Source organism: Limosilactobacillus rudii, assembly GCF_014145455.1.
GTDB classification, from domain to species: domain Bacteria; phylum Bacillota; class Bacilli; order Lactobacillales; family Lactobacillaceae; genus Limosilactobacillus; species Limosilactobacillus rudii.
In genome coordinates, this window is sequence record NZ_JACIVB010000041.1 from 1 (window position 1) to 23,850 (window position 23,850).

Sequence of the window (23,850 nt, forward strand, 5' to 3'; positions counted from 1 at the left end):
ATACTACTCGAAGTTACTTTCAGTAAAGCTAACGGTGACATGGTACGAAAGTTAATATTCTTACCCGGGGAGGTCTGGCTTACACGTTTCCGACAAGAGGAATAACTTAATTTCCACAGAAACAAGTGATGCAGTGATGTAGCGTTGAGTAAGTCAGAAGTCAGCCGAGGTCATAGTAGTCTGATTAATCAGACGAAGGACTGAACGACAATAACTTGTAACTTATATCGGAGGTGTAATCAGGTGCGACAATCGCAGAAAACAGAACCACAAGCTGACCGCTTGTCGAGGATAGGTTTGGAAAACCGAAAGTACACAAGGGCGCGTAGTACCGATTATGGTGAAGGTAAAGGTATGAGTGTCACTATCCAAGACTTAGTCTTGGATCGCAATAACCTTAATCAGGCTTATTTGCGAGTTAAGAGAAATAAAGGAGCAGCGGGCATTGACGGCATGACTGTCTTTGACCTTCTGCGGTACCTTAGAGAAAACAAGGCGGAATTAATCACCAGTCTACGTGATGGTAGTTACAAGCCGGCACCAGTTAAACGAGTGGAAATTCCGAAACCCAATGGTGGAGTAAGAAAACTTGGGATCCCAACAGTTGTAGACCGAATGGTCCAACAAGCATTGGCCCAGGTCCTCACGCCCATCTTTGAACGTGTTTTCTCCGATAATAGTTTTGGCTTTCGCCCTCATCGGGGAGCCCAAGACGCAATCACAAGGGTAGTTGATCTATATAATCAGGGTTATCGACGAGTAGTCGACCTAGACCTAAAAGCCTACTTTGACAATGTCAATCATGATTTAATGATTAAATACCTCCAACAATATATTGATGATCCATGGACATTAAGACTTATTCGCAAATTTCTAACGAGTGGAGTCTTAGACCATGGGCTATTCGCTAGAAGCGACAAAGGAACTCCGCAAGGTGGACCATTGTCACCATTACTGGCAAATATTTATCTGAATGAGTTGGACAAAGAATTGACCAGACGTGGTCACCACTTTGTGCGCTATGCGGATGATTGTAACATCTATGTTAAAAGTCAACGGGCCGGAGAACGAGTAATGCGAAGTATTACTCAGTTTCTTGAGAAAAAGTTGAAGGTTAAAGTTAATCCAGATAAAACTAAAGTTGGTAGTCCCCTAAGATTGAAGTTTCTTGGCTTCTCACTAGGTGTAGACCGGAATGGTGCCTACGCTCGACCAGCTAAGCAATCGCAAAAGCGTGTGAAGCAAGCATTGAAGTTAGTAACCAAGCGTAATCGTGGGGTATCTCTAACAAGAATATTTGAGGAGATTCATCAGAAAATGCGAGGGTGGCTTCAATACTATTCTATCGGGAAATTAACTGGCTTTATTCAGCGTCTTGACCAATGGTTGAGGGCGCGAATAAGGCAGTACATTTGGAAACAATGGAAGAAATTCAAAACTAAAGTTACTAACTTACAGAAGTTAGGCTTGTCTTATCAGGATGCGTATAAATTCGCTAGTACCCGTAAGGGCTACTGGCGGACTGCACACAGTAAGACCCTAAATTATTCTCTAACAAATAGAAAATTGGAGCACCTCGGACTAATCAATCTGTCCAAGCCGCTCCGGTTAATTCAAAGTGATTAAGTTGTCGAACCGCCGTATACGGAACCGTACGTACAGTGGTGTGAGAGGTTGATAATTGAATTAATCAATTATCTCCTACTCGATTTCTTCCAGTTAATTGCGATATAAGTATTAGGCAATGCTAGAAGAATGCGAACACGGAAATTGAAGAAGTTGCGGAAGCCATAAGCAGTCCGTTTAATAACCTTAATCTTATTGTTGGTTCCTTCCACGGGACCATTGGTGTATGTTTCGTATTTGAAACTATTATAGATTTCTTGTTTATGGGTCCGCAGGGTTCGTTGGACTTTTTGAAGTGGCTGCGGAAGGCGCGTCCACTTAATTGCCAAAAGCTGGTTTAAGGCTTCTTTATCACGTCGACTAATAGCTAAAACTAAGTCTTGATAGTAACGGTATGCTTGCTTAAGATCATCATCAAAGGCTAATAGGCGATGAACAACTTCAACGTCAGTTAACTGGGCATAGCCAAAATTGCGTCGTGACCAATAATTATCATATTTAAGCTTGTTAGTTGGCGTGACATCGCTAATAAGTATGACCTTTATAACTGACACTTCACTATCGCATGTCACTTGAGATATTTCTAAGTCACATCACTGATAAACAACTTTCAACTTTTTAATTTAAATTGACAACTTAGGAATTTAAATGATTATAATAAATAGTGATTTTTAAGTAAACATAAAATAATGGAGTAGAGCATATAACATGTCATTATTTAGAAATGCATCTGGCATTAGAAAAGGTTTTAACTATCAAGATATGGTTGCTTTATATTATTTTTTGGATAATATAAAAGAAATTAAAGAAATAAAAAATGAAGGTGAAGATGATGTAGATATTGTATTTAATGATGGAAGCTTAGGCTTTTTGCAAGCTAAAGAAACTAAAAATATTGATACAACATTGAAAGTAGGAATATTAAGAAAAGCTTTAATTGCACTATTCGATGATTGCGTAGCGCACAAAAATATTAAACTCTTGGAAATTATTACAAATAGTAATTACCCTTTTTCAAAGAAAGATATATCCTTTTTACAACCTTATGGGAAATTTATATTTAAAGATTTAAAAGCTAATTCACAACAGAAAATCAATAAACAAATAGAGAATATTTGTAAATCAGAAAAAAAGTATAATAAAGAAGATTTTGATACTGATAAATTGGCGATTACCAAAATAAGTTATGAAGGTTCTGATGATAGGTCTAAGCTTCAAGAATTAAAAAATATTATATACGAGTTTATAAGTGATGCAGAAATAAGTCCCAGTTATTATAAAAGATTATTGCATTCTTGGTCATTTCTTTTTTATAGAAATTCAGACGAACCTAAGAATCGAATTTCAAAGAAAAAGTTTATCGATTACACTGAGCTTACAGTAATGGATGCACCAGATTTAGATGAATTTATAAGAAAATTTGATGTTAAAGCTGGGAATATTGACTATATAAAAGAAAATTACGAAGATTATTTAGAAAAAGCAATTCTAGACTATTCCTTAATAACAATTGTTGAGAGTGATTTTGATAAATTTTCTTTAAAAAATCGGGATAAAGTTGAGGCAGATAACATAGTTCAATTTGTTAATGAAGAAAGCTCAATTATTTTTGAGAAAATTGGATTGAATAATCAAGATGACCTTGATATAGCGAAAATTATTGTGTGGCTAATTGTAATTAGGAGACGGTTCTTAAATAATATAGAAAGGGCATCAATTAATGAAAATTAAAGAGTTAGAAATAAATGGTAAAAAGTTCAATTTTGAAAATGAAAATACTTTTATTTTTAGTCATAAAAATAGTACAGGTAAAACAACTTTGCTAAGGTGTTTATTATATTCCTTTGGATATAACGTCCCATCAACTAAAGGAATTAGATTCGATAATTTAGAGATTAAGTTATTTTATACTAGTAATAACAAGGAATTTTGTGTATATAGAAGAAATAATTTTATTACTATAAGTGATGTACATGATACAGTTTACTCAATGAATATAAAACAAGATCAGAATAATGTTTTAAGTATTATTTATGGTATCAATAATCCTCTGATTTTGGATAATATTTTGGGTCTTCATTACTTTGATCAAGAAAAAGGATGGACCTTATTAAATAGAGGAATTGTGATAGGAAGTATACATTTCAAAATTGAAGACTTGATTGAAGGGCTTGGGGAAGTTAATATATCAAAATTTAATATTGAATTAAAGAAGTTGAATGATGAAAGAAAATTCTATAAACAATTTTTGAAATTATTGGAGGTTCAAAAGGAGTACGAATATAGTGAGTATAAGGACACTGACGAATCAACAAAAAGTCTTACTAGTAAATTAAGGTTTTTAAATATTGAAAAAGCAAAGTTAAATAGAGAAATAAAAGAATACTTGAAAATAAAAAATAATAACAGTAAGCTGTTAAAATTTATTGATAATTCTGGTATTAGAATTAGAACAAAAAGTGGAGATGTTGAAAGAGTAACTCAAGATAATATTGTCGGTTATAAAGAAAACCAAGGGCTAATTGATGCACAGATTGAACGAAAAAAAAGATATGAATATGAATTACAAAAAGAGATTTTAAATATACAGGGGAAATTGAATGATAAATTAAAGTTGGTAAATATTGAAGATCAATTATCTAAGTTAAATGGTATACTTTCTTCATTAGCAACTGATGAAGGAAGCATTAATGAAATCATTAATCAACATACTACTAAAATAAGTGAAATAAATAAAAAAATAAAAGAAGTTTTATATAGATCAAAAATTACTCAAAAAATATATGAAAGGGTTCTTAGATACAGTAATATTTTGGGAGTAAGGGGCTCTATTGATGGGAAAAGTGACTTTATATATACAAGTAATTTAAAAAGATATAGTGGCGCAAAGTTGCATTTGCTAGTTTTTGCTTTTAAATTAGCTCTATTAAAAGAAGTACAAAATAAAATACGACATACTTTACCGATCATTTTAGATTCGCCTATGACTGGAGAATTAGACTATAAAAACCTTAAAAAAATGTTTAAATTATTAGCCTTGGATTTTAAGAAAAATCAAGTTATTGTATCATCTATATATGATTTAGATGCATATTATAAATGGAATAAGAAAATTGAATTGAAAAATAGAATGTTGGAGTAATAAAAAGCTAATGTATATTTAAAATGTTAGGCATTTACCTTTGTCATGTTTACGTGATTAAAATAAATAGTTACTCTTACTATACTCTGATATAATGAAAAAGCTTTAATCAGTCAACATCAATACGTCTGCCCTAGCTACCCTAGATTTCCTATACTGAGGCTATTATCAGTAAGGAGATTTTTATTTATGACAGAACAAAATGGAATTATTACCCCAGTTTTCAAAAATAGATTAAATCAAGTGATTATAAGAAGCTGCTTTTACACCACGTCCTGCCATAAAAATTAATGCGAATGAAGTAGAATTAACTATCTTCAAGGGAACTAATTCTATTTTAGCTTCGGATATCGCTAAAGTAGTTATTCGTTATGCTCGTTAATTGGCATGATCCGGATCATATCTGTTTAATCTGTGGAAAAACAAACATGCAAAAAGGAATTGATGGACTTACAATGGCGGTTGACCGCTTACGTATTTACCCTTAGTCTCATGGAGTATTATTAATAATGGAGTTAAAAATATTCTTCGGGGGATTTTATTATGACAGATGAAGTAAATAATCACATCAATTGGTTTGTCTTTTCAATAATTATCATTTTAATGATTGTCAGCTATTGGCTAGGGGGAGTGCAAACGTTACCAGACATTTTTTTCTAATATTGCTGGCGGTATAGCAGGTGGTGTATTTGCCGTCTGGGTTGTTTTTGTAGAAATAAAATCTAAGGAAAAAGAAAGTGCAAAGATATCTACGATAAAATTGCTAAATCTGGTTGATGAATTTTCTCTTATTCTGCCTGAGAAGGACCGAATTAAGGAACGTTATTTAAATGACTATGATAATAAGGATCATTATGAGTTGGCATATCAACAGTTAGAGCGCTTTAATAAAGAATTTCATACATTAGCTAATGAGTTTGAGACTAAGGTGATTGGTATCAGTAAAGACACTGATTTAAGAAAAGTCTTAAAGCAAATAAATATTATTCAATATGATTTAAGTGAATTAAGTCGTAGAGTAAAGGTAAAGTTCACGAAAAATATTAAAAGTACCCAAATGACAATGGATATTCAACGGCAAAAAATAATGGTTATAAGGAAACTTAAGGAACTAGTTGATCTAATTCAAGAAAAATTAGTAAAAAAAGAATTTAAGGATATCAATTGTCGTCAGTTGACAGAGGAGCTACTTAATTTTTCTGAACATAGACACTTATTTGCAAAGCTGAAAGAATCCACGCAAAAAAATGCCTCAAAAAGTGGAGATTCTTCGGACAACATAGATTGGTATAAATTACGTGATATTTATAATAATCCTAATGTCCGCGACCGAATAGAGAATGAATGTAAGAAGGCTGATATTAAAGAAAGTGAAATAATTGAGCAGTACAATAATAAAGATAAAACTGCTGATTTAATTAAACAGATTTTTCAAGTAGAAGCATTAAGAACACAAGAAGTTTACTATAAGAAAGTTGGAACAAGTGATTTAAGTCCAATATATATTGGATTTAATAAGAAAAAGGAGAAATAAGTACTATTATGTTCACGTAAGCAGTATTAGATATTGTGTTAAACATGATAGAGATTTTTAAGGGCTAATCAGTATTAAACGCTGACAGTCCTTTTGTAGTTTAATAAGGGAGAAGCTTTTATATTAAAAGGCTATCAATGCCGTTTGCTTAGGGTATAATGGTTGGTAATTAGTTATGTATTAAATTGTGAAGGATTGAGGTGATACTATGCCGATTAACAATAAATTAGAAGAGAAGCTAGATCTATTAACTAAACTTCATTCAGAAATGAATCAATACCGTCCACTTTCAAAAAAGCAAGTTGAACAGCTTGACGCTAATGTCCGAATAGAGCATGTATGGTCCTCAAATGCGATTGAAGGGAGTACGCTTAATCGCTATGAAACTGCTTCAATTCTTAATACCGGGATGACGGTTCACGGGGCTTCCTTAAGAGATACAATGGCGGCTGTTGATTTAAATGAGGCTTATGATTATATGATGGATCTAGCCAGTCGAAAGCAGCCATTGACTACTGTTATTATTAGAGATTTAAATCGACTAGTGATGTTAAAGAACACTGATGACAGAAGCCAGGCGGGGGCTTATCGTGTAATTGATGTGTGGCCGAATGGACAAGAGGACCAACCATACACTGCCCCAACAGAAATACCATTTAAAATTCAAGAATTAATAGATTGGTCCGAAAAAGCAATAAATCAGTTACATCCTGTTCAATATGCGGCGGACTTACATCAGAAGTTTGTTTCTATCCACCCATTTGTTGATGGCAATGGGCGAACAGCACGTCTATTAATGAACTTTGCTTTATCTGAAGCGGGATATCCGGTAGTTAGTATCATGCCTGATAAAAAGTCACGAAATGAATACATGGAAGCATTGGCAACCTCAAGAGCGACCGGCAACCTAGTACCTTTTGAAGAATTAGTAGCAGATTATGCTATTAGTACTCTTAAAAAGAGGATAAATATTTTGAGACAAAATGAAAAGAATATAGAAGAGGCTAAGGAAGCAACTAATTTAAGAGATTATTAAAACAAGTAATGATGAGGATATGAATTATCGTTTCAGGATAAGACCACGCCCTTTTTGTTTAATTTATGATGTTGCACTTATTTAACAGATAATGATATAAAAAATTACCATTATTTAGAACGAATTTTATAGATGCTGTATTTGAAAACATGATTATGTTATGTAGGAGATGAGATTTATCTTATCTCTGATTTTGTTTAAAATATTATTTTTATACCTGTCAGGTAACTAATTTTAGATATTAGCTACGAGACTTTGCTGAAAAAATTAAAATAATGGGGTGACATGTGGAGGAAAGAGGGATAAATCATTTTTAATGAGGAGAATTCAATATAAGGGTCTTTGATTTCTAATAGAGTTCTGGTAGAATTATCCATGAAAGATGGTCCTTTCTAAACGAAGACGGGGTCCAACCATCTTTCGTTTTTTATTTTAAATTTAAACCAAAATAAGTACTGATGTAAACTTCCGTCGGTACTTAAAATCATGGAGCTTCTTTTCAGCTTTAGGTGAAATCTTCAGTGAAATCAATCAAATTAAAATAATAGTGAAATTCCTCTTTTAATTTAAGTACAGTGGGCTTAATAATAAACTGTATTTTATAAAAATCGGGGGAGTAAAATATGAAGATTTGTCCAAAATGTGGAGAGAAAAATAATAAGGAAGCGCGATTTTGTACTAAGTGTGGTTATAATTTCGGAACAGGTAGTGGGAGTGCTCAAAATAAGAGTAAAAAGTGATTATGGATTTCTGTCGTGGTTATTCTTGTTATGGTTAGTGGAGCTTTTTTGCTCTTTCATAATAATAAGCAAGAAAGTGCAGTAGCAAAGAATAATAGTTCAAATACTGTTATAACTTCGTCAGCAAATGAACACCATGCAACTAATCCTCAGAAGAATTCTAGCGATACTAATGATACGTCTAAACTATCAACTGAGATCGGTCCCAAAGAAACGGCTACTGCTATAGCATATTATGCGGATAAAACAGGATTAGATGGATGGAGTAATTATCTTGAAGGTAATGATGGGATAATTGTTATTTTGGATGATAATGTTGATGACTTAAGCAAGGCCGGACAGGGGATGTCGTACGGCGTTCTAAATGAGAAACACGATTATATTGGCGTTACGAAAAATATTTACACGATTGATCGAGATAATACCGTTAACATCTATTGCCTGACTGATGAAGATAGTCCAGACAACCCAGCAGAGCCAATCAAGAGTGTATCAAAAGATGAAATTATTCAATATCTTAATAATCACGGCTATGCTTCGGATGTCAAAGATTTAAGTAATAATACTAGTATAGATCAGTCAAATATAGGGCAGTAGCGGCGTACTGTTATTAAGGAAAAAGCAAAAAGTATCAAAGTAGTGCAGCTTACATAAAATCAGTAATTATGGTATGTTCATTGAAGATAATGGTGGCAACTTTATAAATAAGTTAGCTCCATTTGAAGGGGCCCAATAATAGGGGAGATAAAAGCAGATCAATAATATATAAGGTTAAAGGTAGCAGCCATATGGATACTGTCAAAGTAAGAATACAAGGGAACGCAACGGTTGTAACTATTCCCAAATCATTCAATGTTAAGCCTGGTACCGAATATTACTTTGCTAAAGGGAAAGATGGAACCTTAATTTTAACGCCAACTAAAAAAGTACCAGCAACGATTGAAGAGCTTTTTAAAGATTATACACTTCATGTTCAATTAGATGAGCGAACTCAAGTTGATGGAACAGTATACATTGAATAAATTAAGTCATTTGATTTTAACCATCGTAAATGGCAATTTATAGAAATGTTACCAATGGATATTTTTGATGAAATACATAAAAGCTAGACCGGTAATTTAAAATAATAATTTGATAAAATGAAGGAACTTTAAAATTGAATAGTCAATCGACGCAATGTAAGGAGTAAACTTGGCAGGACATATTACCGATTATCTATAATAGCTTTTAAAATTATAGGAAAAAACTATGAACGTCTGTTTGGATGAGGTACAATGTTTAATAAACAGTTAATTAAGGTGTAAACATGAAAACTATTCTTTCGTCTAAAGAATTAATTGAACACATGGAACATAAGGGGATTAAATTTAACATTGTTTCTACAGAGGATGCGTATGAATTTCTTCAGTGTAATAATTATTATTTTAAGCTTGCCGCTTATCGAAGCCTTTATCCTAAGATATCTCGAGGCGATAATAAGGGTAAATATCAAAATTTGGAATTTGCGTATCTTAAGGAATTATCTGTTATTGATATGCATATCCGTTACAAAATTATGAATATGTGCTTAGATATTGAGCATGCTATTAAAGTTAGACTTGTAACCTCGGTGACTAATAATCAACAAGAAGATGGCTATGATATTATTAGGCAATATTTATCAAAAGAAGATCCTAAGTTTTATGTTCTTAAAAATATTGGGCGACATAAATCTGGAGAGTACTGTCGGGACCTAATATCTAAATATTATCCATATTTCCCGGTTTGGGTATTGGTTGAGTTGATTACTTTTGGTGACTTATTGCATATTTGTCACTTTTATGAAGAAGAATATCATCGTCAAATTATTCCTGATAACAAACTAATGAATACCGTCAGAGATTTAAGAAATGCCTCGGCTCATAGTAATTGTCTGTTAAATCAATTGAATCAACGGCTGGATAATAATAAGCAACCGGATAGTCGAATTGTGCATTTTGTAGAAGAATTAGGTGTCATTGGAGAAACTTCACGTCGAAATAATTTAACAAAGAATTTTTCATATGATATGGTTACTTTACTATATGTTTATGCTTCATTGATGCCGGATGTATCAAGAAAGGAAAAGTTTAAGGAACTAAAGGATTTTATGGAAGACCGTGTTCTTGAACATAAAGAATATTTTAAAAATAATAGTGAAATAAAAAGTGTCTATAGTTTTTTATATAAAATTATTGACAAATTGAGTACTCAAGACTAAACTGGCTATAGTATTGAAAAATAATAATTATTTTTGTAGGGAACGAGATTTATCTTGTTCCTGATTTTTTAATTAGAGGTTAAGAGCAATCTTGCCTCTATTTTTATTTGCAATAAAGAAACCGCTTGCAAATAAATTGATTAGTGATAATATGTACTTGAGTACTCAAGTAGTAAGGATGATAAAAATGTATTTAGATCGAAATAGTAATTTGCGCGCACAAATTGTTTCAGCAATTCAAAATGATATTTTTACTAATCGGAAGGTTGGCGATAAGTTACCTTCAGAGGCAGAATATGCGGAAATGTTTAACGTCACACGGTCAACGGTGCAGAAAGCTTTAAAAGACCTTGAACAAATGAACCTAATAGAAAAGGTTCAAGGAAAAGGGTCGTTTGTCCATCAGACGAAGCCGCATGTAAAATTGTTTAATTTTAAGGGCTTTACTGATTATGCTCATCAAATTGGAGCAATAGCGGTAAATAAGATTGTTTCTACAGAGATTGTTAAAGAAAATGGTCGATCATTATATAAATTACGGCGTTTACGACTGATTAAAACAGATCAAAAGTTAACGCCAATGACCCTTGATGAATCGATTATTGATTTACAGAAGTTTCCCAAATTAGACCAGTATGATTTTTCAAAACAATCATTATATGAGGTTATTCGCCAAGAATATAAAGTTTATCCGTCAACTTCATTACTTCGAATGTCTGCAATTTCTGCTAATAAGGAGGAAGCGCAGATGCTTGATTGTAATGAACATTCGGCTTTGTTACAGGCAGAAGGGATTGTTCATGATCAAAGTGGGGAAGTTGTTGAAAGAGTTAAGGTTATTTACAGTCATTATGCGGAGTTTGATTTAACTCTTGGTATGTAGAAAGGGTGAGATTATGCGAGATAAAGATAAGATTTTAGGAGCATTGTATGGTCAGGCAATTGGCGACGCAATGGGGATGCCAACCGAATTATGGCCAATCCAAAAGATTCGAGCAAAGTTTGGTAAGAATATAACCACCTTCTTGGATGGAACGGAAGATAATGATATTGCAATCAATTTCAAAGCTGGTGAATATACTGACGACACCAACCAAGCATTTGCAATTTTAGATGCTTTAATTGAAACTAACTGGCAGCCCGACACTAAGGTTATTGTTAAGCATATTATGAAATGGGCTGATCATGTTGGAGCTTGGACGAATAATATTTTAGGACCAAGTAGTAAAGCTGCTCTGACTTTAGTTAAGGAAGGTAAAGATCCGGCAGAAGTAACTAAGTCAGCACTAACAAATGGCTGTGGGATGCGGATTTCGCCAATTGGTACTTTATATGAGCCTGATCAATTAGATGAGCTTGTCCAGATGGTTTACAAGGTTACTAAGATCACCCATTCTAGTGACGTTGCAATTAGTGGTGCGGCAATGATTGCTGGGGCAGTAACAGCGGCTTCAGCTGATTATACCTGGGATGACATTGTTGATTATGCTAAAAAAGCTAACGATGCTGGCTTTAAACTGGGGGCACCAACTTGGGCTGCTCATAATAAAGAACGATTAAATGTTGGTCTAGCCTTAGCGAAGAAATATGCAGGAGATGATGAAGCATTTAGTCGGGCAATTTATGAGACTGTTGGGACAGGTACTATGATTTCTGAAAGTATCCCGGCTGCGGTTGCAATTGCGTACTACGCTAAAGATGTAAAGAAGTGTGCAATTATTTGTACTAACTTAGGTGGTGATACGGATACTATTGGGGCAATGGCAACAGCAATCTGTGGAGCTAAAAATGGCGCTAATTCTATTCCAGCAGATTGGAAGAAATTGATTGATAATAAAAATCCACAACATAATATTAAGGAGTTTGCTGATCGAATTGCTAAATTTAACGCATAGCTGAAAATGGGGTGATTCTTATGGATAATGATTTCGTTAAGGTTCCCGAAAAAGATAAGACATTAAGTCCAGGTAAGCTATTTTATAATTGGTTTGCTGCTAATATTGGGATTATGGGGTTTGTTTACGGTGCGATTATTGTTAGTTATCATTTATCATTTTGGCAATCGATATCAGCTGCTTTAATCGGCGCACTAACATTTGCAATTCCTGGTTGGGTTGCGATGATTGGTCGACGTGAAGGTGTAACCACTTTTAAGATGAGCCGGGCAGCTTTTGGAACTTATGGGAATAAAATCCCTAATTTTATGGCTTGGCTGAATATGGTTGGCTGGTTAGCGGTTAATGTTATCACAGGAACCTTGTTATTCTCAGCAATGCTAAAAACGATTAAGGTTCCACAGACTGGTTTTACTAAGTTTATATGTCTGGTTATTTTTGCCGGCTTAGTAATCTTATCTGGAATTTTTAAGGAAGATACTTTAGCTAAAATTCAGACTTGGTTAAGTTGGATTTTTGGTGTATTGACTTTGGCTATGTTGATTATGTTTTTGGTAAATGCTAATTGGCACGAAGCATTTGCAATGAAACCAGGTAGTTGGGTAACCGGCTGGCTTCCTGCTGTCGCATTTATTGCGGCTGGATCGAGTATTTCATGGTCAATGGCTGCTGCTGATTGGGGTGCTTATGTCCGTCCTGATACTAAACTTTCTGCTACCTTCTGGAATACTACTTTAGGTGCAGCTACTCCTTTGTTTATTTTAATGGCTGGTGGAGTGCTCCTTAGTACGATCTCACCAAGCTTAGCAGCTGCAAGTGATCCATACCAAGTTATGTATAACGCAATTCCTAGTTGGTTTGGCTTCTTATACTTTCTTGTTGCAGCAGGTGGCATTATTCCACAGTGTCTGGTTTCATTCCGATCTGCCCGGATAAACTTATCGACAATTGGTATCGAGGTTAGTCAAAAGACTTCATTAACGATCCACGCCTTAATTATCATTATTATTTCGGTATATGTCCTCTTTATTTCCGGTAACTTTTTAACTAACTTTGAACTATTTCTTAACTTCTTAGGAATTTGTCTGGCTTCGTGGGTAGCTATTTTCTTAGTTGATAACGTTATTTACCGTCATGAAGGATATGATGTTTTCTTAATGAAGGAAGATTCGCCAGTTCATTATAATTGGCCCGGAATTATCTCGTGGGTAATTGCAACCGTCTTTGGCTTCTTATTCACCTCGAATGCAGCATATCGAGGACCATTTGCTCACGGTATTTTTGAAAATAATAGTAGTTTAGCGGTTTTTGTTTCTGGTATAGCAGCGGTTGTAGTAATGTTTGTTATTTCATTATTTGTGAAGAAAGATAAGAATGCTGGGGATGAAGCGGTATGACTAAAAAGAGTTTAATAATTGGTGCAGCATTTGTCGACGTTATTATGAACGTTCCTAGTATGCCAGCATCGGGAGGAGACGTTACAGCTGATTTTAAATCTAATGATGTTGGTGGATGTGCTTTCAATGTTTATGGTGCAATTAGTTACTATTTAGGAAAAAGAAGCGCGGATTTATTTATTCCAGTTGGTGAAGGACAATATGCGCGGATTGTTCAAAAGGCGATGCAAGAACGGTCAATTCCTATTTTGCTACAAGAAAAAGGAAAAGATAATGGTTGGGATTTGTGTTTAATTGAACCTTCAGGAGAAAGGACCTTTATCACGGTACCCGGAATTGAACAATGTTGGCAGAATAAATGGTTTCATCAGATTGATTTAGCTGATTACGATTATTTCTATCTTAGTGGTTATGAAGTAGAAGACCCTGATGCAGCACGGGTTATTTTAGATTGTTTAGGGCAGCGCAGTAAGGGAACATACCTTCTTTTTGATGCATCTCCCCGTATTAGTCACATTAGTCGTAATATTTTATCTCAAATTTTGAAAGCGGATACAATAGTGAACGCCAATGAAGATGAAATTGGTTATCTAAGTGATAAGGATAGTCTTGAAGAACAAGCAGCTGACATTTTTAGTAAGACGCATTCACCGGTAATTATAACGTTGGGCGCAAAAGGTTCTTATGTATATGATGCACAAGGTGGTCGACTTATTCCGGGTGAAAAAGTACAAGTAGTTAATACAATTGGTGCTGGGGATACCCATTGCGGTGGTGTAATTGCTGGATTACAGGAAGGGATGAATATTGACGAAGCTGTAGCACTTGGTAATAAGTTATCCGCAAAGGTAATTCAATTAGAAGCTGGTAGTTTATAGTAAAGTGATTCTATAAAGAAATGAGATTTGTCTACATAATTAATGTGGTTATAATGCCCTCTGAGTATACAGGTGAAATAGAAAATTCATCTTATACTCGGAGGGCTTTTCCTATGGGAAGAAAATCAAATCTCATCATAAATAGTTTTATCGATTACTTTGATATGCTTTAACGGTATTGAATTAAGTTATCAATAAAAAGGTTATAATAACTGTGCGTACAGTACCGTGCGGATGCAACAGAATAAAATAGGAACCCTAGTAATTACTGCAATTCTGTAGCAACCACCAGGAATTTTTTACTGTATATCCATGTTGATATTTTGTATATATAAGTATATACTTAATACTGTGAGTATACGTATTATGCGTTTATTTTCTAAGGAGGACTATTAAAATGGATCAAGTACTTAAATTAGGTAAGTGGGGTAATTCCAATGCTATTCGTCTTCCTAAGGGAATGTTAGAAAAAGTAGGAATCGCCCCCAATGATAAAGAAGTTTCAGTTAATGTAACGACTGATTCAATCATTATAAAGCCCAAAAAAGAAGAGAAACTATTAGATAAGCTTTTTGAAAATTATGATAGTAATCAGCCTTATCCGTTTGAAATTGTGGATAAGGGTGGCGCAGTTGGCGAAGAACTATATTAATTATTCATCGTGCAAGTGAATTAAGTAGCGTTTGAACACAAGAGTAATTAGAATAGAGGGGATTATGCTTATGGCATTTAATCATCAGCCGTACGGACGAGGTGACATTATTATTATGTCAAATGATCCAAAACCGAAGAACAATAATGAGCAGAAAGGAGCTCGTCCTTGGCTTGTTGTGAGTCGAATTTTGTTGAATGAAAATGGGCCTTTTGTATGGGCTTTACCATTTACAACCGCTGAAAGGGATTACCCTTTAGCTTTTAATTGGACAGAGAAAATGCCTAATACTGAAACTCATGGTACGCTACTATGTGACCAACTAACGGCCTTAGATGTTAAGCATCGATGGACTAAGCCAATTGAGCATACTGAAATACCAGCTGAGGTTGACTATTTAATTCAAGCAGTTCTGGGCTATAAATAAAAAATCCATCAGAAATAACTGATGGTATAGACTTATATACTTGATGTGACAACTTAAGTATATAGTCTTTTTTATTTGAGTAAAGAAAACAGATGTTTATTCATTCTTTTGGTAAATAAGGATTATAATTGTCAAAAAAATATAGAAAATTACCAATTCTTACAATCAGTGAAACTAGTAGAACAAGAGCTGATTGGGTGGCAAATAGACTTAATAGGATTGCAAAATGAAAAAGCTTCTCACTGGGAATAGGTGAGAGGCTTTTAAATATTATCTAAGTGATTTACGATATCCAGCTGCCTGGGCTTCTGCTTCAGTATTGAAGTAGACTGCATTGGCTGAATTCATATGGTAGCCTTGCTGGTCAGGCGTGTGGTAGATTTTAGAATTAGCATTGCCGACAATCATTCCGTTAGCTTGATCAGTTTTCATGTCGCCAGCGGCAGAAGTGCTGGTTGATGATGAACTTGCAGTGCTTAATGAGTCTTCATCTACTGAACTACTACTTGATGAGGAAAATTCGCTTTCAACTACTGGCTTAACATAAGCTTTGTTGGTAACAGTAAATGTTGTCTTTGCACTTTTACTGTCATCATCATCTTCGGAAGTGATATCAAAATTGCACTTCTTAGTTTTAGTTGATAGCTTTAAGGTTTTTGAAAAATGACCGTTTTCGTCTGCTTCAATTTTATAATGACGGTTGTTTCCACCACGCTTAGCAATTGTGACCTCAGCGTTGGCCTCAGTTTTCCCTTCAAAAGTGATAGTTCCGTCATCTTCTGAATTAAGTTTGATAGCCTTATTGGTAATTTGTGCTTGCTTACCATCAGGAATATTGACGGAAAGCGGTGTTTGACTTGCCTTTACTGGCTGTGCTGTTGGAATTGCCCATAAGCATAGGCTAGCGGCAATCCCAATAATAATTTTTGATAGATTCTTCAAAGACTTCTCCTCCGGTAATTCTTTTTTTCCGTGTAATAGAATATCATAGTAGCGGATTATTGAATAGAGAGATAATGCGAGAGAGCAAACTACTAAATGTATCGTGGGAAGATGCTAAAAATCTTTCAATTAATATAGCTACTTTTATTATCCTCTTCTATAATGGAAAGGCTTTAAAAATTGAATGGTCAATCGACGCAACTGTGTAAGCTACGCTGGTTGGCCATTTTTTATGTTTTAGGAGGAGCTTATGAAAGCAAGAGTAATGATTATGCTTGGCCTTGCATCCTTTATTTTGACTGGCTGCGGTTCTGATGATGGAAATCATTCGGAAATGAAAGCAGCAATTCAAATGGAGGCCGAAGATCAAGGATATTCTAATATTAAATGGCCATTTTTTGAGGAGGACTGGCATTTTGAAAAGAAGTCCGATGGTAACTATACATCTCATGGTACTTTTAGATCTAATGGTAAAAGTCATGAATTTAGTGCTGAAGTTGATCCAGATTCAGATATGATTTTGGATTTCTATGCTGATTAAAGGGGAATGTTTATATGGTTTGGATACACTATAGTCACTCCAGAATTAGTTCGATTTCTTAAAGAAACACGAAGTAATAAAGCCCCAATTTGGCTCTTAATGAATGAGTTAACCCTGGGCAATTCAAATTTTATGTATCGGCTAATGGCACCTGAATGTTGAGATGAAATAGCTAAATACTTTAAATACTCTATTGAACAGCTATTTTCTGGCTAGAATACACGTTAAAAATAGATTTGTTTATACTGATCGTTTATCGTTGGGTTTAGCAATTATAGGAAGATTAATGCGAATAGCAAATCCAAATTATAATTTTTGATTTATTGAGCAAGGCTACTAAAGATATAATTAGTAATCGAGTTTCGGCAACTTACTATGGGTTTAGAAATAACAAACAATAGATACATTATTTGCTCTGCATATTTTTCCAAATAATTAATATCCTTTAAGTAATTTTCTTACTTATTAATATCAAAATTATAATTTTAATTTATTTCTGCGTAAGCTACGCTGGTTGATCCTTTAGATTAATTCACTAATGCCTAAAAATGACAAATACTAAATAAGTGGGGTACATGAACTTATGGAAACATTTAAGAATATTATTGTTACCGGTGGGGCTGGTTTTATCGGTTCTAACTTTGTCCACTATGTCGTTAAGAACCATCCCGAGGTTGAACATATTACCGTTTTAGATAAACTAACTTATGCGGGAAACCCTGCTAACCTTGATGGTCTACCAAAGGACAAGGTTGAATTAGTTGTTGGTGATATTTGTGATAAGGAACTCGTTGATAAGCTGGTTAGTAAGGCAGATGCAGTTGTTCATTATGCGGCCGAAAGTCACAATGATAACTCCTTGATTGATCCGACTCCATTTATCAAGACCAATATTGAAGGAACCTTTACCTTAATCCAAGCTTGTCGGAAGTATGATGTCCGTTATCACCATATTTCGACCGATGAAGTATATGGGGACTTACCATTACGCGAAGACTTGCCCGGTCATGGTGACGGTAAAGGTGAGAAGTTCACCCCTGAATCTCCTTACCGCCCATCAAGTCCTTATTCCTCATCAAAGGCTAGTTCCGACTTATTAGTCCGTGCCTGGGTTCGGTCATTTGGTTTACGGGCCACGATTTCTAATTGTTCCAACAACTATGGTCCATACCAACACATCGAAAAGTTTATTCCACGACAGATCACTAATATTCTAAGTGGCATTCGGCCGAAGCTTTATGGGTCCGGCAAGAACGTTCGTGACTGGATTCATACTAATGACCATTCACGGGCTGTTTGGGATATCCTCACTAAAGGTAAGATTGGTGAAACTTACTTGATTGGTGCCGATGGTGAAAAGAACAATAAGGAAGTTCTGGAAATGATCTTGGAATTAATGGGCCAACCGAAAGACGCGTATGACCATGTGAAGGATCGTCCAGGTCATGATTTACGGTACGCCATTGATGCGACTAAGCTCCGGACTGAATTAGGTTGGGAACCAGAATATACTGATTTCAAAACCGGTTTACAACACACTATTGATTGGTACACGGAACACCAAGATTGGTGGAAAGATAAAAAAGCTGCCGTTGAAGCTAAGTACGCTAAGAATGGTCAATAATGTAAAAGGTCATTGTCTTGAGAAATTTACAATACTTTGTAAACCGACTTATGGTTTAAGATTCTGATATGTTCTAAATTTCAGTTATCAAAAATTAAAAACACATTAAAAACATCCTTGACGAATTCAACCTATCCCGTTATACTAATCACAACTTATATGAGAATTTGCTGTGATTGAATGAGTAACTAATAATAGAATTAACAGAGAACTGCAATTGGTGAGATGCAGGATTACTAGAATTAGTGAAGATGGTTCGTGAGCGATTGATCGGTGAAGTTATGTTTTAGCAGGTCACGGGATTGCCACCGTTATCAAGGCGCCAAATTTATCGTTATGATAAGTTTGTTTGAGTGCAGGAATCTTTCTATTTCCTGAACAAAGGGTGGTACCGCGAATAATCGTCCCTTGAAGAGATTAAGTTCTTTTCAAGGGGCCTTTTTTAGTTACGAGGAGGGTATATTAATGATAAAAATTACTGAAGAATTGACCAAACCATTATTAATCGATGGTGCAATGTCAACGGCCTTAGAACAACTTGGGGCAGATACTAATAACCCATTATGGACAGCAAGTGTTTTAGCAAAGCAACCAAATTTAGTGAAACGCGTTCATCAGGAATACTTTAAGGCCGGTGCTCGTTTAGTAATTACCGATACTTATCAAGCTAATGTACCGGCATTTATTGCTAACGGTTACACTGAACATCAGGCCCATCAGTTAATTCAGCGGGCGGTTAAATTAGCTAAAGAAGCTCGTGATGAATATCAGCAAGCTACCGGAATTTATAATTATGTTGCGGGTGCGCTTGGTCCGTATGGTGCATACCTTGCAGACGGTAGCGAGTACACTGGTGATTATCAACTTAGTACCTCTGAATATCAGCAATTTCATCGGCCACGTTTAATTGATATTTTAAGTGTCGGGGTCGATGTGTTAGCAATCGAGACTCAGCCGCGCCTTGATGAAGTATTGGCAGAGCTGGAACTTGTTAATGAATTAGCACCAGAGACGCCATGCTATGTTAGCTTTTCATTAAAAAATTGGAATACTTTAGCGGATGGGACCCCGTTAGCTGTTGCGGCACAGACAGTTGCTAAATATAATAATGTTTTTGCGGTTGGCGTTAACTGCATCCCGCTCGAAGAAGTTGCCGCGGCAGTTGAAACCGTTCATAATGCGATTGCCAAACCAGTAATTGCTTATCCTAATTCAAGTGCGGTTTATAATCCACAGACTAAAACCTGGACTTACCCCCATGGTCATCGTAGCCTTAGTAGTTATTTACCCCGGTGGTTAGCAGCAGGGTTAACAATTGTCGGCGGATGCTGTACGACTACTCCGCACGATATTGCCTTATTACACGAACATTTGCAAGAACTTACCGGAAAGGAGATCGACCATCATGACTAAGAAAACTCATCTATCACGGAAAATGAGTGCTCGACACGTTCAAATGATTGCCCTTGGGGGAGTGATTGGCACGGGGCTTTTTCTTAGCTCCGGTTACACAATTCATCAAGCCGGGCCATTGGGAACAGTAATTGCTTACTTGGTCGGCGCTTTGATTGTTTATGCGGTAATGCTGTGCCTAGGGGAATTAAGCGTTGCGATGCCTTATACTGGGGCTTTCCATGTCTATGCCAAAAATTTAATTGGTCCTGCTACCGGCTTTACGGTTGCTATCTTATATTGGTTGACATGGACGATTGCAATGGGTTCTGAGTTTACCGCCGCGGGGCTCATTATGAAAAGGTGGTTCCCGACAATCCCCGTTTGGTGGTGGAGCTTGTTGTTTATCATTATTATTTTACTATCCAACATTTTTACGGTTAAGGCCTTTGCCGAGAGTGAATTTTGGTTTGCTGCTATTAAGGTAGTTGCAATTATTGCTTTTATCGTTTTAGGTGCTTTAGCGGTTATTGGTTTAATTCCAATTCATGGTTATCATCATGCTCCTTTATTGACTAATTTTACTAAAGATGGGCTATTTCCTAGTGGACTGGGTGGCCTGTTTATGACGATGCTAACCGTAAACTTTGCTTTTTCGGGGACAGAGTTAATTGCAATCACTGCCGGTGAAACAAAGCATCCTGAAAAAACGATTCCTAAAGCAATCCATACTACTCTATGGCGGTTAGTAATCTTTTTTGTCGGAAGCATGATTGTCATGGCTTCATTGATCCCTTACCAGCAGGCAGGAGTAACTCAAAGCCCATTTGTATATGTCTTTAGCCAAATGGGGATTCCTTATGCTGCCGACTTAATGAACTTTGTGGTATTGACGGCAATTATTTCAGCCGCTAATTCAGGTTTATACGCTTCAACACGGATGTTATGGTCGCTAGCTAATGAAAGAACGATTCCGGCAGTGATTGCGAGGACAAATAAACACGGGATCCCTGTGTGGGCGCTTTTACTAAGTATGCTCGGGGGTGTGTTAGCACTTCTATCAAGTATTTACGCTGCGGGAACGGTGTACCTTGTATTGGTATCAATTTCAGGGTTGGCAGTTGTCTTTGTTTGGATCGCTATTTCCTTATGTGAATTGCGATTTCGGCGAAAGTTTTTAGCAGACGGACACCACTTAAGTGAATTGAAATATCGGACACCGTGGTACCCTGTTGTTCCTTGGTTTGCCTTCATTGCTAGTAGTCTCTCTTGCATTTTGATTTGGTTTGATCCCCAACAACGAATTGCTTTATATTGTACCGTTCCGTTTGTTCTTGCTTGTTATGCAGCTTATTATCTACAGACAATATGGCGAAAACGGGTTGCCAAGAAAAATGTTTCAACCGTTGTTAAATAGATGTAAAAATTATGTAATTAAAAAATTGAAATGCCTGTAGTAAAATGAGTGGGAATTAATAAGACGGTAGGCTAAAGCTAGGTGGTAATTAGCAGGGTGAGGCTAGTTAGCATTACTTTTAGCCTCCAAATATCGATTTAGTTAGGAGATAGCAAATGCATTCATTATTCGCACTACAAATGATTCAAGCAGTTTTAGTTGCAATTCAGTTAGTAATGATCTTTTCGGCTAATAAAGTAAAACGCGAATGGCTAACTGTTGGTCAGTTATGTATCGCCATCGTCATTTTAGCTGACTTATTTTCAGAGTTGCTTTTCTTTAGCTACACGAGTGTGCTAACCGGATTCGTTTTATTTCTCCAGCTATTCTTGCTACCGATGTTCTGGAAAGAATTAAAGGCATTTGAGAAATAGATTGCTCAGAATTAGGAAGAAGTAAAGTATAGGCCTCGCAGTCTATGCTTTTTTATTTACAGATCGGTTAATAATGAAGAAACCATATCTAACAAAAACTCAAAGTGTAATTTATCGCTTATTATTTCCCTTAATTTGCTATAAAATCACGGTTTAAATTGATATACTTAAACTAATAATGTAAATAAAAGGAACTGATAATTAATGGTAATGGTTGATCTGCACTGCCATCTTCTCCCCGGAATTGATGATGGCTCAAAAAATATGGACATTTCGTTACGTTTGGCACGGGAAGCAACGGAAAATGGTATTACACACGCTCTACTAACTCCTCATCATATGAATGGTCATTATGTAAATCATAAACAGGATGTATTACGGCGTACAAAAGACTTTCAAGCTGAGTTAGAAAAGCATAATATTCCGTTGACCGTTTTTCCTGGGCAAGAAGTTCGTATTAACGGTCAGCTAATCGAAGCCCTTAATAATGATGACATTCTTTTTGCCGATGAAAGCGGTAAATACATGATGCTTGAGTTTCCTGACAATGATGTCCCTCATTATACTAACCAAATGATTTTTGAACTTCAGCAGCGGGGGATTACTCCCGTGGTTGTCCACCCTGAAAGAAATACCAAGATAATGGCTGAACCAGACTTGCTTTTTCAAATGTTGGAAAAGGGATGCTTATCACAGATTACAGCAAGTTCTTATGTTGGTACTTTTGGTAAGAAGGTTGAAAAGTTCAGTAAAAATATAATTGCAGCTGGACAAGGTTACGTATTTGCTTCCGATGCCCATGATTTACCAGGGCGAAAGTATGAAATGCGCCAGGCTTTTAAAAAACTATCACGCGAATTCGGTAAGGATGTTGCTCAGGAATACCAAGATAATGCTCGCGCAATTATTAATGGTGATGAGGTTGCCCGTCATCAGATTAACAAGATCCAGCAACGAAAGAAGTTATTTGGGTTATTTTAGGATAGGTGTTTTATCATAAAGGAAGTGTTATTCGTGCCATTATACTTTACTGATGTATTTTCAGGAAGTGCCGATTGGATAGTAACTGATCCTCATGCTCAGGGGACGATTGTAAAGGTTTCACAAGGCACCGGGTACTTGAATCCTAAATATGAATACCAATATTCACTAGCAAAAAATAGCGGACGGTTATTAGGATTGTATCATTATGCGGGTGGTAATAATCCTGTTGCTGAGGCCAATTACTTTTTATCCCATATTCAAGATAAACTAGGTGAAGCAGTTTTAGCCGTTGACTGGGAGCAATATCAAAATGCGGCTTGGGGTGATACAAGCTGGGTTCGGCGCTTCGTTGACACAGTTCACCAGCAAACCGGGGTCTGGCCGTTAATCTATGTTCAAGAGTCCGCAATTTGGCAGGTTGCTAACTGCGTAAATGATTGTGGTCTCTGGGTAGCAAAATATGCCTCGATGAACTGGCATTCATGGCAAGTACCGACCATTACGGTAAATACGTCTCCGTGGCAAGCATATACTCTCTGGCAATTTGCTGGTGATGATGAAGATCGGTCCATCGCAACTGTTGATCGGCAAGGATGGAAACAATTAGCTAACCCGACAGGAAAGATAAGTGCTGGAGTGACAAATGACAATTTATTAACCTGGACAGATTCATTAGGGGATGTCTGGCATCGTGAAAAGGGCCGCTTTATTACTGATCGGGTATTAGATTTACGCTGGGGTGCATTACCAACGTCGGCAGTGATTGCGACTCTTCCATTAGGATCCGTGATTGACTATGATGCTTGGTCCCGTCACAATGGTTATGTATGGTTACGTCAGCCACGGGCAAATGGCGAATATGGCTATTTACCGTGTCGTAATGCAGAGACCAACGAACCCTTTGGTAAATTCGAACCATTAGCTTAGTGTGGTATAAGGTCAAACGACTTTTTATCGCACTTTTTTAATTT

Annotated in this window: 23 protein-coding genes, 1 pseudogene and 1 other annotated feature; of the genes and pseudogenes, 22 read left to right on the top strand and 2 right to left on the bottom strand. The window is 35.9% G+C overall.

Going from position 1 to position 23,850, the window contains the following annotated elements; genetic code table 11:
* Positions 1–243 precede the first annotated feature (243 nt).
* Positions 244–1,626 carry a group II intron reverse transcriptase/maturase gene (ltrA, locus tag H5S39_RS02615; RefSeq protein ID WP_182596412.1) on the top strand — a complete coding sequence of 461 codons (1,383 nt, stop codon included), beginning with the start codon at positions 244–246 and terminating at the stop codon, positions 1,624–1,626.
* Positions 1,627–1,694: 68 nt separating this feature from the next.
* Here ltrA and H5S39_RS02620 read toward each other — a convergent pair.
* Positions 1,695–2,147 (bottom strand): annotated as a pseudogene (locus tag H5S39_RS02620) (transposase); the annotation flags it as partial.
* A gap of 187 nt (positions 2,148–2,334) precedes the next feature.
* Here H5S39_RS02620 and H5S39_RS02625 point away from each other — a divergent pair.
* The 14 genes from H5S39_RS02625 to H5S39_RS02690 all read left to right on the top strand — a co-directional run bounded on the left by H5S39_RS02625 (position 2,335) and on the right by H5S39_RS02690 (position 15,566).
* Positions 2,335–3,357, top strand: coding sequence for a dsDNA nuclease domain-containing protein (locus H5S39_RS02625; protein WP_182596411.1), 1,023 nt, complete (start codon positions 2,335–2,337; stop codon positions 3,355–3,357).
* The gene (locus tag H5S39_RS02630; RefSeq protein ID WP_182596410.1) at positions 3,347–4,768 is read left to right on the top strand and encodes a V-type ATP synthase subunit I domain-containing protein; all 1,422 of its coding nucleotides are present in this window, start codon (positions 3,347–3,349) and stop codon (positions 4,766–4,768) included. The genes H5S39_RS02625 and H5S39_RS02630 overlap by 11 nt, the downstream gene beginning before the upstream one ends.
* An 859-nt stretch (positions 4,769–5,627) precedes the next feature.
* Complete coding sequence (locus H5S39_RS02635) at positions 5,628–6,302, top strand: hypothetical protein (protein ID WP_182596409.1); 675 nt, start codon at positions 5,628–5,630, stop codon at positions 6,300–6,302.
* 208 nt (positions 6,303–6,510) lie between these two features.
* Positions 6,511–7,338 carry a Fic family protein gene (locus H5S39_RS02640; protein WP_182596408.1) on the top strand — a complete coding sequence of 276 codons (828 nt, stop codon included), beginning with the start codon at positions 6,511–6,513 and terminating at the stop codon, positions 7,336–7,338.
* Between the two features lie 623 nt (positions 7,339–7,961).
* A complete protein-coding gene (locus H5S39_RS11730) occupies positions 7,962–8,078 on the top strand; it encodes a zinc-ribbon domain-containing protein (RefSeq protein ID WP_182596407.1) in 117 nt (38 codons plus the stop codon).
* 15 nt (positions 8,079–8,093) lie between these two features.
* Positions 8,094–8,675, top strand: a complete 582-nt coding sequence (locus H5S39_RS02650) for a hypothetical protein (RefSeq protein WP_182596406.1) — start codon at positions 8,094–8,096, stop codon at positions 8,673–8,675.
* A gap of 191 nt (positions 8,676–8,866) precedes the next feature.
* Entirely contained in the window at positions 8,867–9,100 is a 234-nt protein-coding gene (gene mazE, locus H5S39_RS02655) for a type II toxin-antitoxin system PemI/MazE family antitoxin (RefSeq protein WP_182596405.1), read from the top strand.
* 284 nt (positions 9,101–9,384) lie between these two features.
* The gene (locus H5S39_RS02660) at positions 9,385–10,317 is read left to right on the top strand and encodes an Abi family protein (RefSeq protein ID WP_182596404.1); all 933 of its coding nucleotides are present in this window, start codon (positions 9,385–9,387) and stop codon (positions 10,315–10,317) included.
* A 187-nt stretch (positions 10,318–10,504) separates the two neighbouring features.
* On the top strand, positions 10,505–11,200 hold the full coding sequence (locus H5S39_RS02665; RefSeq protein WP_182596403.1) for a GntR family transcriptional regulator: 696 nt from the start codon (positions 10,505–10,507) through the stop codon (positions 11,198–11,200).
* Positions 11,201–11,213: 13 nt separating this feature from the next.
* Complete coding sequence (locus H5S39_RS02670; protein WP_182596402.1) at positions 11,214–12,212, top strand: ADP-ribosylglycohydrolase family protein; 999 nt, start codon at positions 11,214–11,216, stop codon at positions 12,210–12,212.
* Between the two features lie 20 nt (positions 12,213–12,232).
* Positions 12,233–13,609: a purine-cytosine permease family protein gene (locus H5S39_RS02675; protein WP_182596401.1), complete on the top strand. Its 1,377-nt coding sequence runs from the start codon at positions 12,233–12,235 to the stop codon at positions 13,607–13,609.
* Complete coding sequence (locus H5S39_RS02680; RefSeq protein WP_182596400.1) at positions 13,606–14,487, top strand: PfkB family carbohydrate kinase; 882 nt, start codon at positions 13,606–13,608, stop codon at positions 14,485–14,487. The genes H5S39_RS02675 and H5S39_RS02680 overlap by 4 nt, the downstream gene beginning before the upstream one ends.
* Positions 14,488–14,884: 397 nt before the next feature.
* Entirely contained in the window at positions 14,885–15,139 is a 255-nt protein-coding gene (locus H5S39_RS02685; protein WP_182596399.1) for an AbrB/MazE/SpoVT family DNA-binding domain-containing protein, read from the top strand.
* 70 nt (positions 15,140–15,209) lie between these two features.
* Positions 15,210–15,566, top strand: a complete 357-nt coding sequence (locus H5S39_RS02690; protein WP_182596398.1) for a type II toxin-antitoxin system PemK/MazF family toxin — start codon at positions 15,210–15,212, stop codon at positions 15,564–15,566.
* 270 nt (positions 15,567–15,836) lie between these two features.
* On the opposite strand, the gene H5S39_RS02695 is transcribed toward H5S39_RS02690, so the two are convergent.
* The gene (locus H5S39_RS02695; RefSeq protein WP_182596397.1) at positions 15,837–16,508 is read right to left on the bottom strand and encodes a sunset domain-containing protein; all 672 of its coding nucleotides are present in this window, start codon (positions 16,506–16,508) and stop codon (positions 15,837–15,839) included.
* A gap of 250 nt (positions 16,509–16,758) precedes the next feature.
* On the opposite strand from H5S39_RS02695, the gene H5S39_RS02700 reads away from it, so the two are divergent.
* The 7 genes from H5S39_RS02700 (at position 16,759) to H5S39_RS02730 (ending at position 23,806) form a co-directional block, all read left to right on the top strand.
* Positions 16,759–17,049: a hypothetical protein gene (locus tag H5S39_RS02700; RefSeq protein ID WP_182596396.1), complete on the top strand. Its 291-nt coding sequence runs from the start codon at positions 16,759–16,761 to the stop codon at positions 17,047–17,049.
* Positions 17,050–17,632: 583 nt separating this feature from the next.
* Positions 17,633–18,673, top strand: a complete 1,041-nt coding sequence (rfbB, locus tag H5S39_RS02705; protein ID WP_182596395.1) for a dTDP-glucose 4,6-dehydratase — start codon at positions 17,633–17,635, stop codon at positions 18,671–18,673.
* 163 nt (positions 18,674–18,836) lie between these two features.
* Positions 18,837–19,085 (top strand) — a binding site (T-box leader).
* A gap of 53 nt (positions 19,086–19,138) precedes the next feature.
* Entirely contained in the window at positions 19,139–20,086 is a 948-nt protein-coding gene (gene mmuM / locus H5S39_RS02710) for a homocysteine S-methyltransferase (protein WP_182596394.1), read from the top strand.
* The gene (locus H5S39_RS02715; RefSeq protein WP_182596393.1) at positions 20,079–21,482 is read left to right on the top strand and encodes an amino acid permease; all 1,404 of its coding nucleotides are present in this window, start codon (positions 20,079–20,081) and stop codon (positions 21,480–21,482) included. Before mmuM ends, H5S39_RS02715 begins: the two co-directional genes overlap by 8 nt.
* Positions 21,483–21,637: 155 nt before the next feature.
* Positions 21,638–21,895, top strand: a complete 258-nt coding sequence (locus H5S39_RS02720; RefSeq protein ID WP_182596392.1) for a hypothetical protein — start codon at positions 21,638–21,640, stop codon at positions 21,893–21,895.
* A gap of 204 nt (positions 21,896–22,099) precedes the next feature.
* Positions 22,100–22,876, top strand: a complete 777-nt coding sequence (locus H5S39_RS02725; RefSeq protein ID WP_182596391.1) for a tyrosine-protein phosphatase — start codon at positions 22,100–22,102, stop codon at positions 22,874–22,876.
* A 33-nt stretch (positions 22,877–22,909) separates the two neighbouring features.
* Positions 22,910–23,806 (top strand): GH25 family lysozyme, encoded by an 897-nt coding sequence (locus H5S39_RS02730; protein WP_182596390.1) that lies wholly within the window; start codon positions 22,910–22,912, stop codon positions 23,804–23,806.
* The last annotated feature ends 44 nt before the right edge of the window (positions 23,807–23,850 follow it).

Bases quoted from the DNA above. Each gene is read 5' to 3' on its own strand.
- H5S39_RS02720 (WP_182596392.1), top strand. From the start codon at position 21,638: ATGCATTCATTATTCGCACTACAAATGATTCAAGCAGTTTTAGTTGCA.
- mmuM (WP_182596394.1), top strand. From the start codon at position 19,139: ATGATAAAAATTACTGAAGAATTGACCAAACCATTATTAATCGATGGT.
- H5S39_RS02630 (WP_182596410.1), top strand. From the start codon at position 3,347: ATGAAAATTAAAGAGTTAGAAATAAATGGTAAAAAGTTCAATTTTGAA.
- H5S39_RS02685 (WP_182596399.1), top strand. From the start codon at position 14,885: ATGGATCAAGTACTTAAATTAGGTAAGTGGGGTAATTCCAATGCTATT.
- H5S39_RS02690 (WP_182596398.1), top strand. From the start codon at position 15,210: ATGGCATTTAATCATCAGCCGTACGGACGAGGTGACATTATTATTATG.
- H5S39_RS02640 (WP_182596408.1), top strand. From the start codon at position 6,511: ATGCCGATTAACAATAAATTAGAAGAGAAGCTAGATCTATTAACTAAA.
- H5S39_RS02715 (WP_182596393.1), top strand. From the start codon at position 20,079: ATGACTAAGAAAACTCATCTATCACGGAAAATGAGTGCTCGACACGTT.
- mazE (WP_182596405.1), top strand. From the start codon at position 8,867: ATGGATACTGTCAAAGTAAGAATACAAGGGAACGCAACGGTTGTAACT.
- H5S39_RS11730 (WP_182596407.1), top strand. From the start codon at position 7,962: ATGAAGATTTGTCCAAAATGTGGAGAGAAAAATAATAAGGAAGCGCGA.
- H5S39_RS02625 (WP_182596411.1), top strand. From the start codon at position 2,335: ATGTCATTATTTAGAAATGCATCTGGCATTAGAAAAGGTTTTAACTAT.
- H5S39_RS02680 (WP_182596400.1), top strand. From the start codon at position 13,606: ATGACTAAAAAGAGTTTAATAATTGGTGCAGCATTTGTCGACGTTATT.
- H5S39_RS02665 (WP_182596403.1), top strand. From the start codon at position 10,505: ATGTATTTAGATCGAAATAGTAATTTGCGCGCACAAATTGTTTCAGCA.
- H5S39_RS02700 (WP_182596396.1), top strand. From the start codon at position 16,759: ATGAAAGCAAGAGTAATGATTATGCTTGGCCTTGCATCCTTTATTTTG.
- H5S39_RS02660 (WP_182596404.1), top strand. From the start codon at position 9,385: ATGAAAACTATTCTTTCGTCTAAAGAATTAATTGAACACATGGAACAT.
- H5S39_RS02675 (WP_182596401.1), top strand. From the start codon at position 12,233: ATGGATAATGATTTCGTTAAGGTTCCCGAAAAAGATAAGACATTAAGT.
- rfbB (WP_182596395.1), top strand. From the start codon at position 17,633: ATGGAAACATTTAAGAATATTATTGTTACCGGTGGGGCTGGTTTTATC.
- H5S39_RS02670 (WP_182596402.1), top strand. From the start codon at position 11,214: ATGCGAGATAAAGATAAGATTTTAGGAGCATTGTATGGTCAGGCAATT.
- H5S39_RS02725 (WP_182596391.1), top strand. From the start codon at position 22,100: ATGGTAATGGTTGATCTGCACTGCCATCTTCTCCCCGGAATTGATGAT.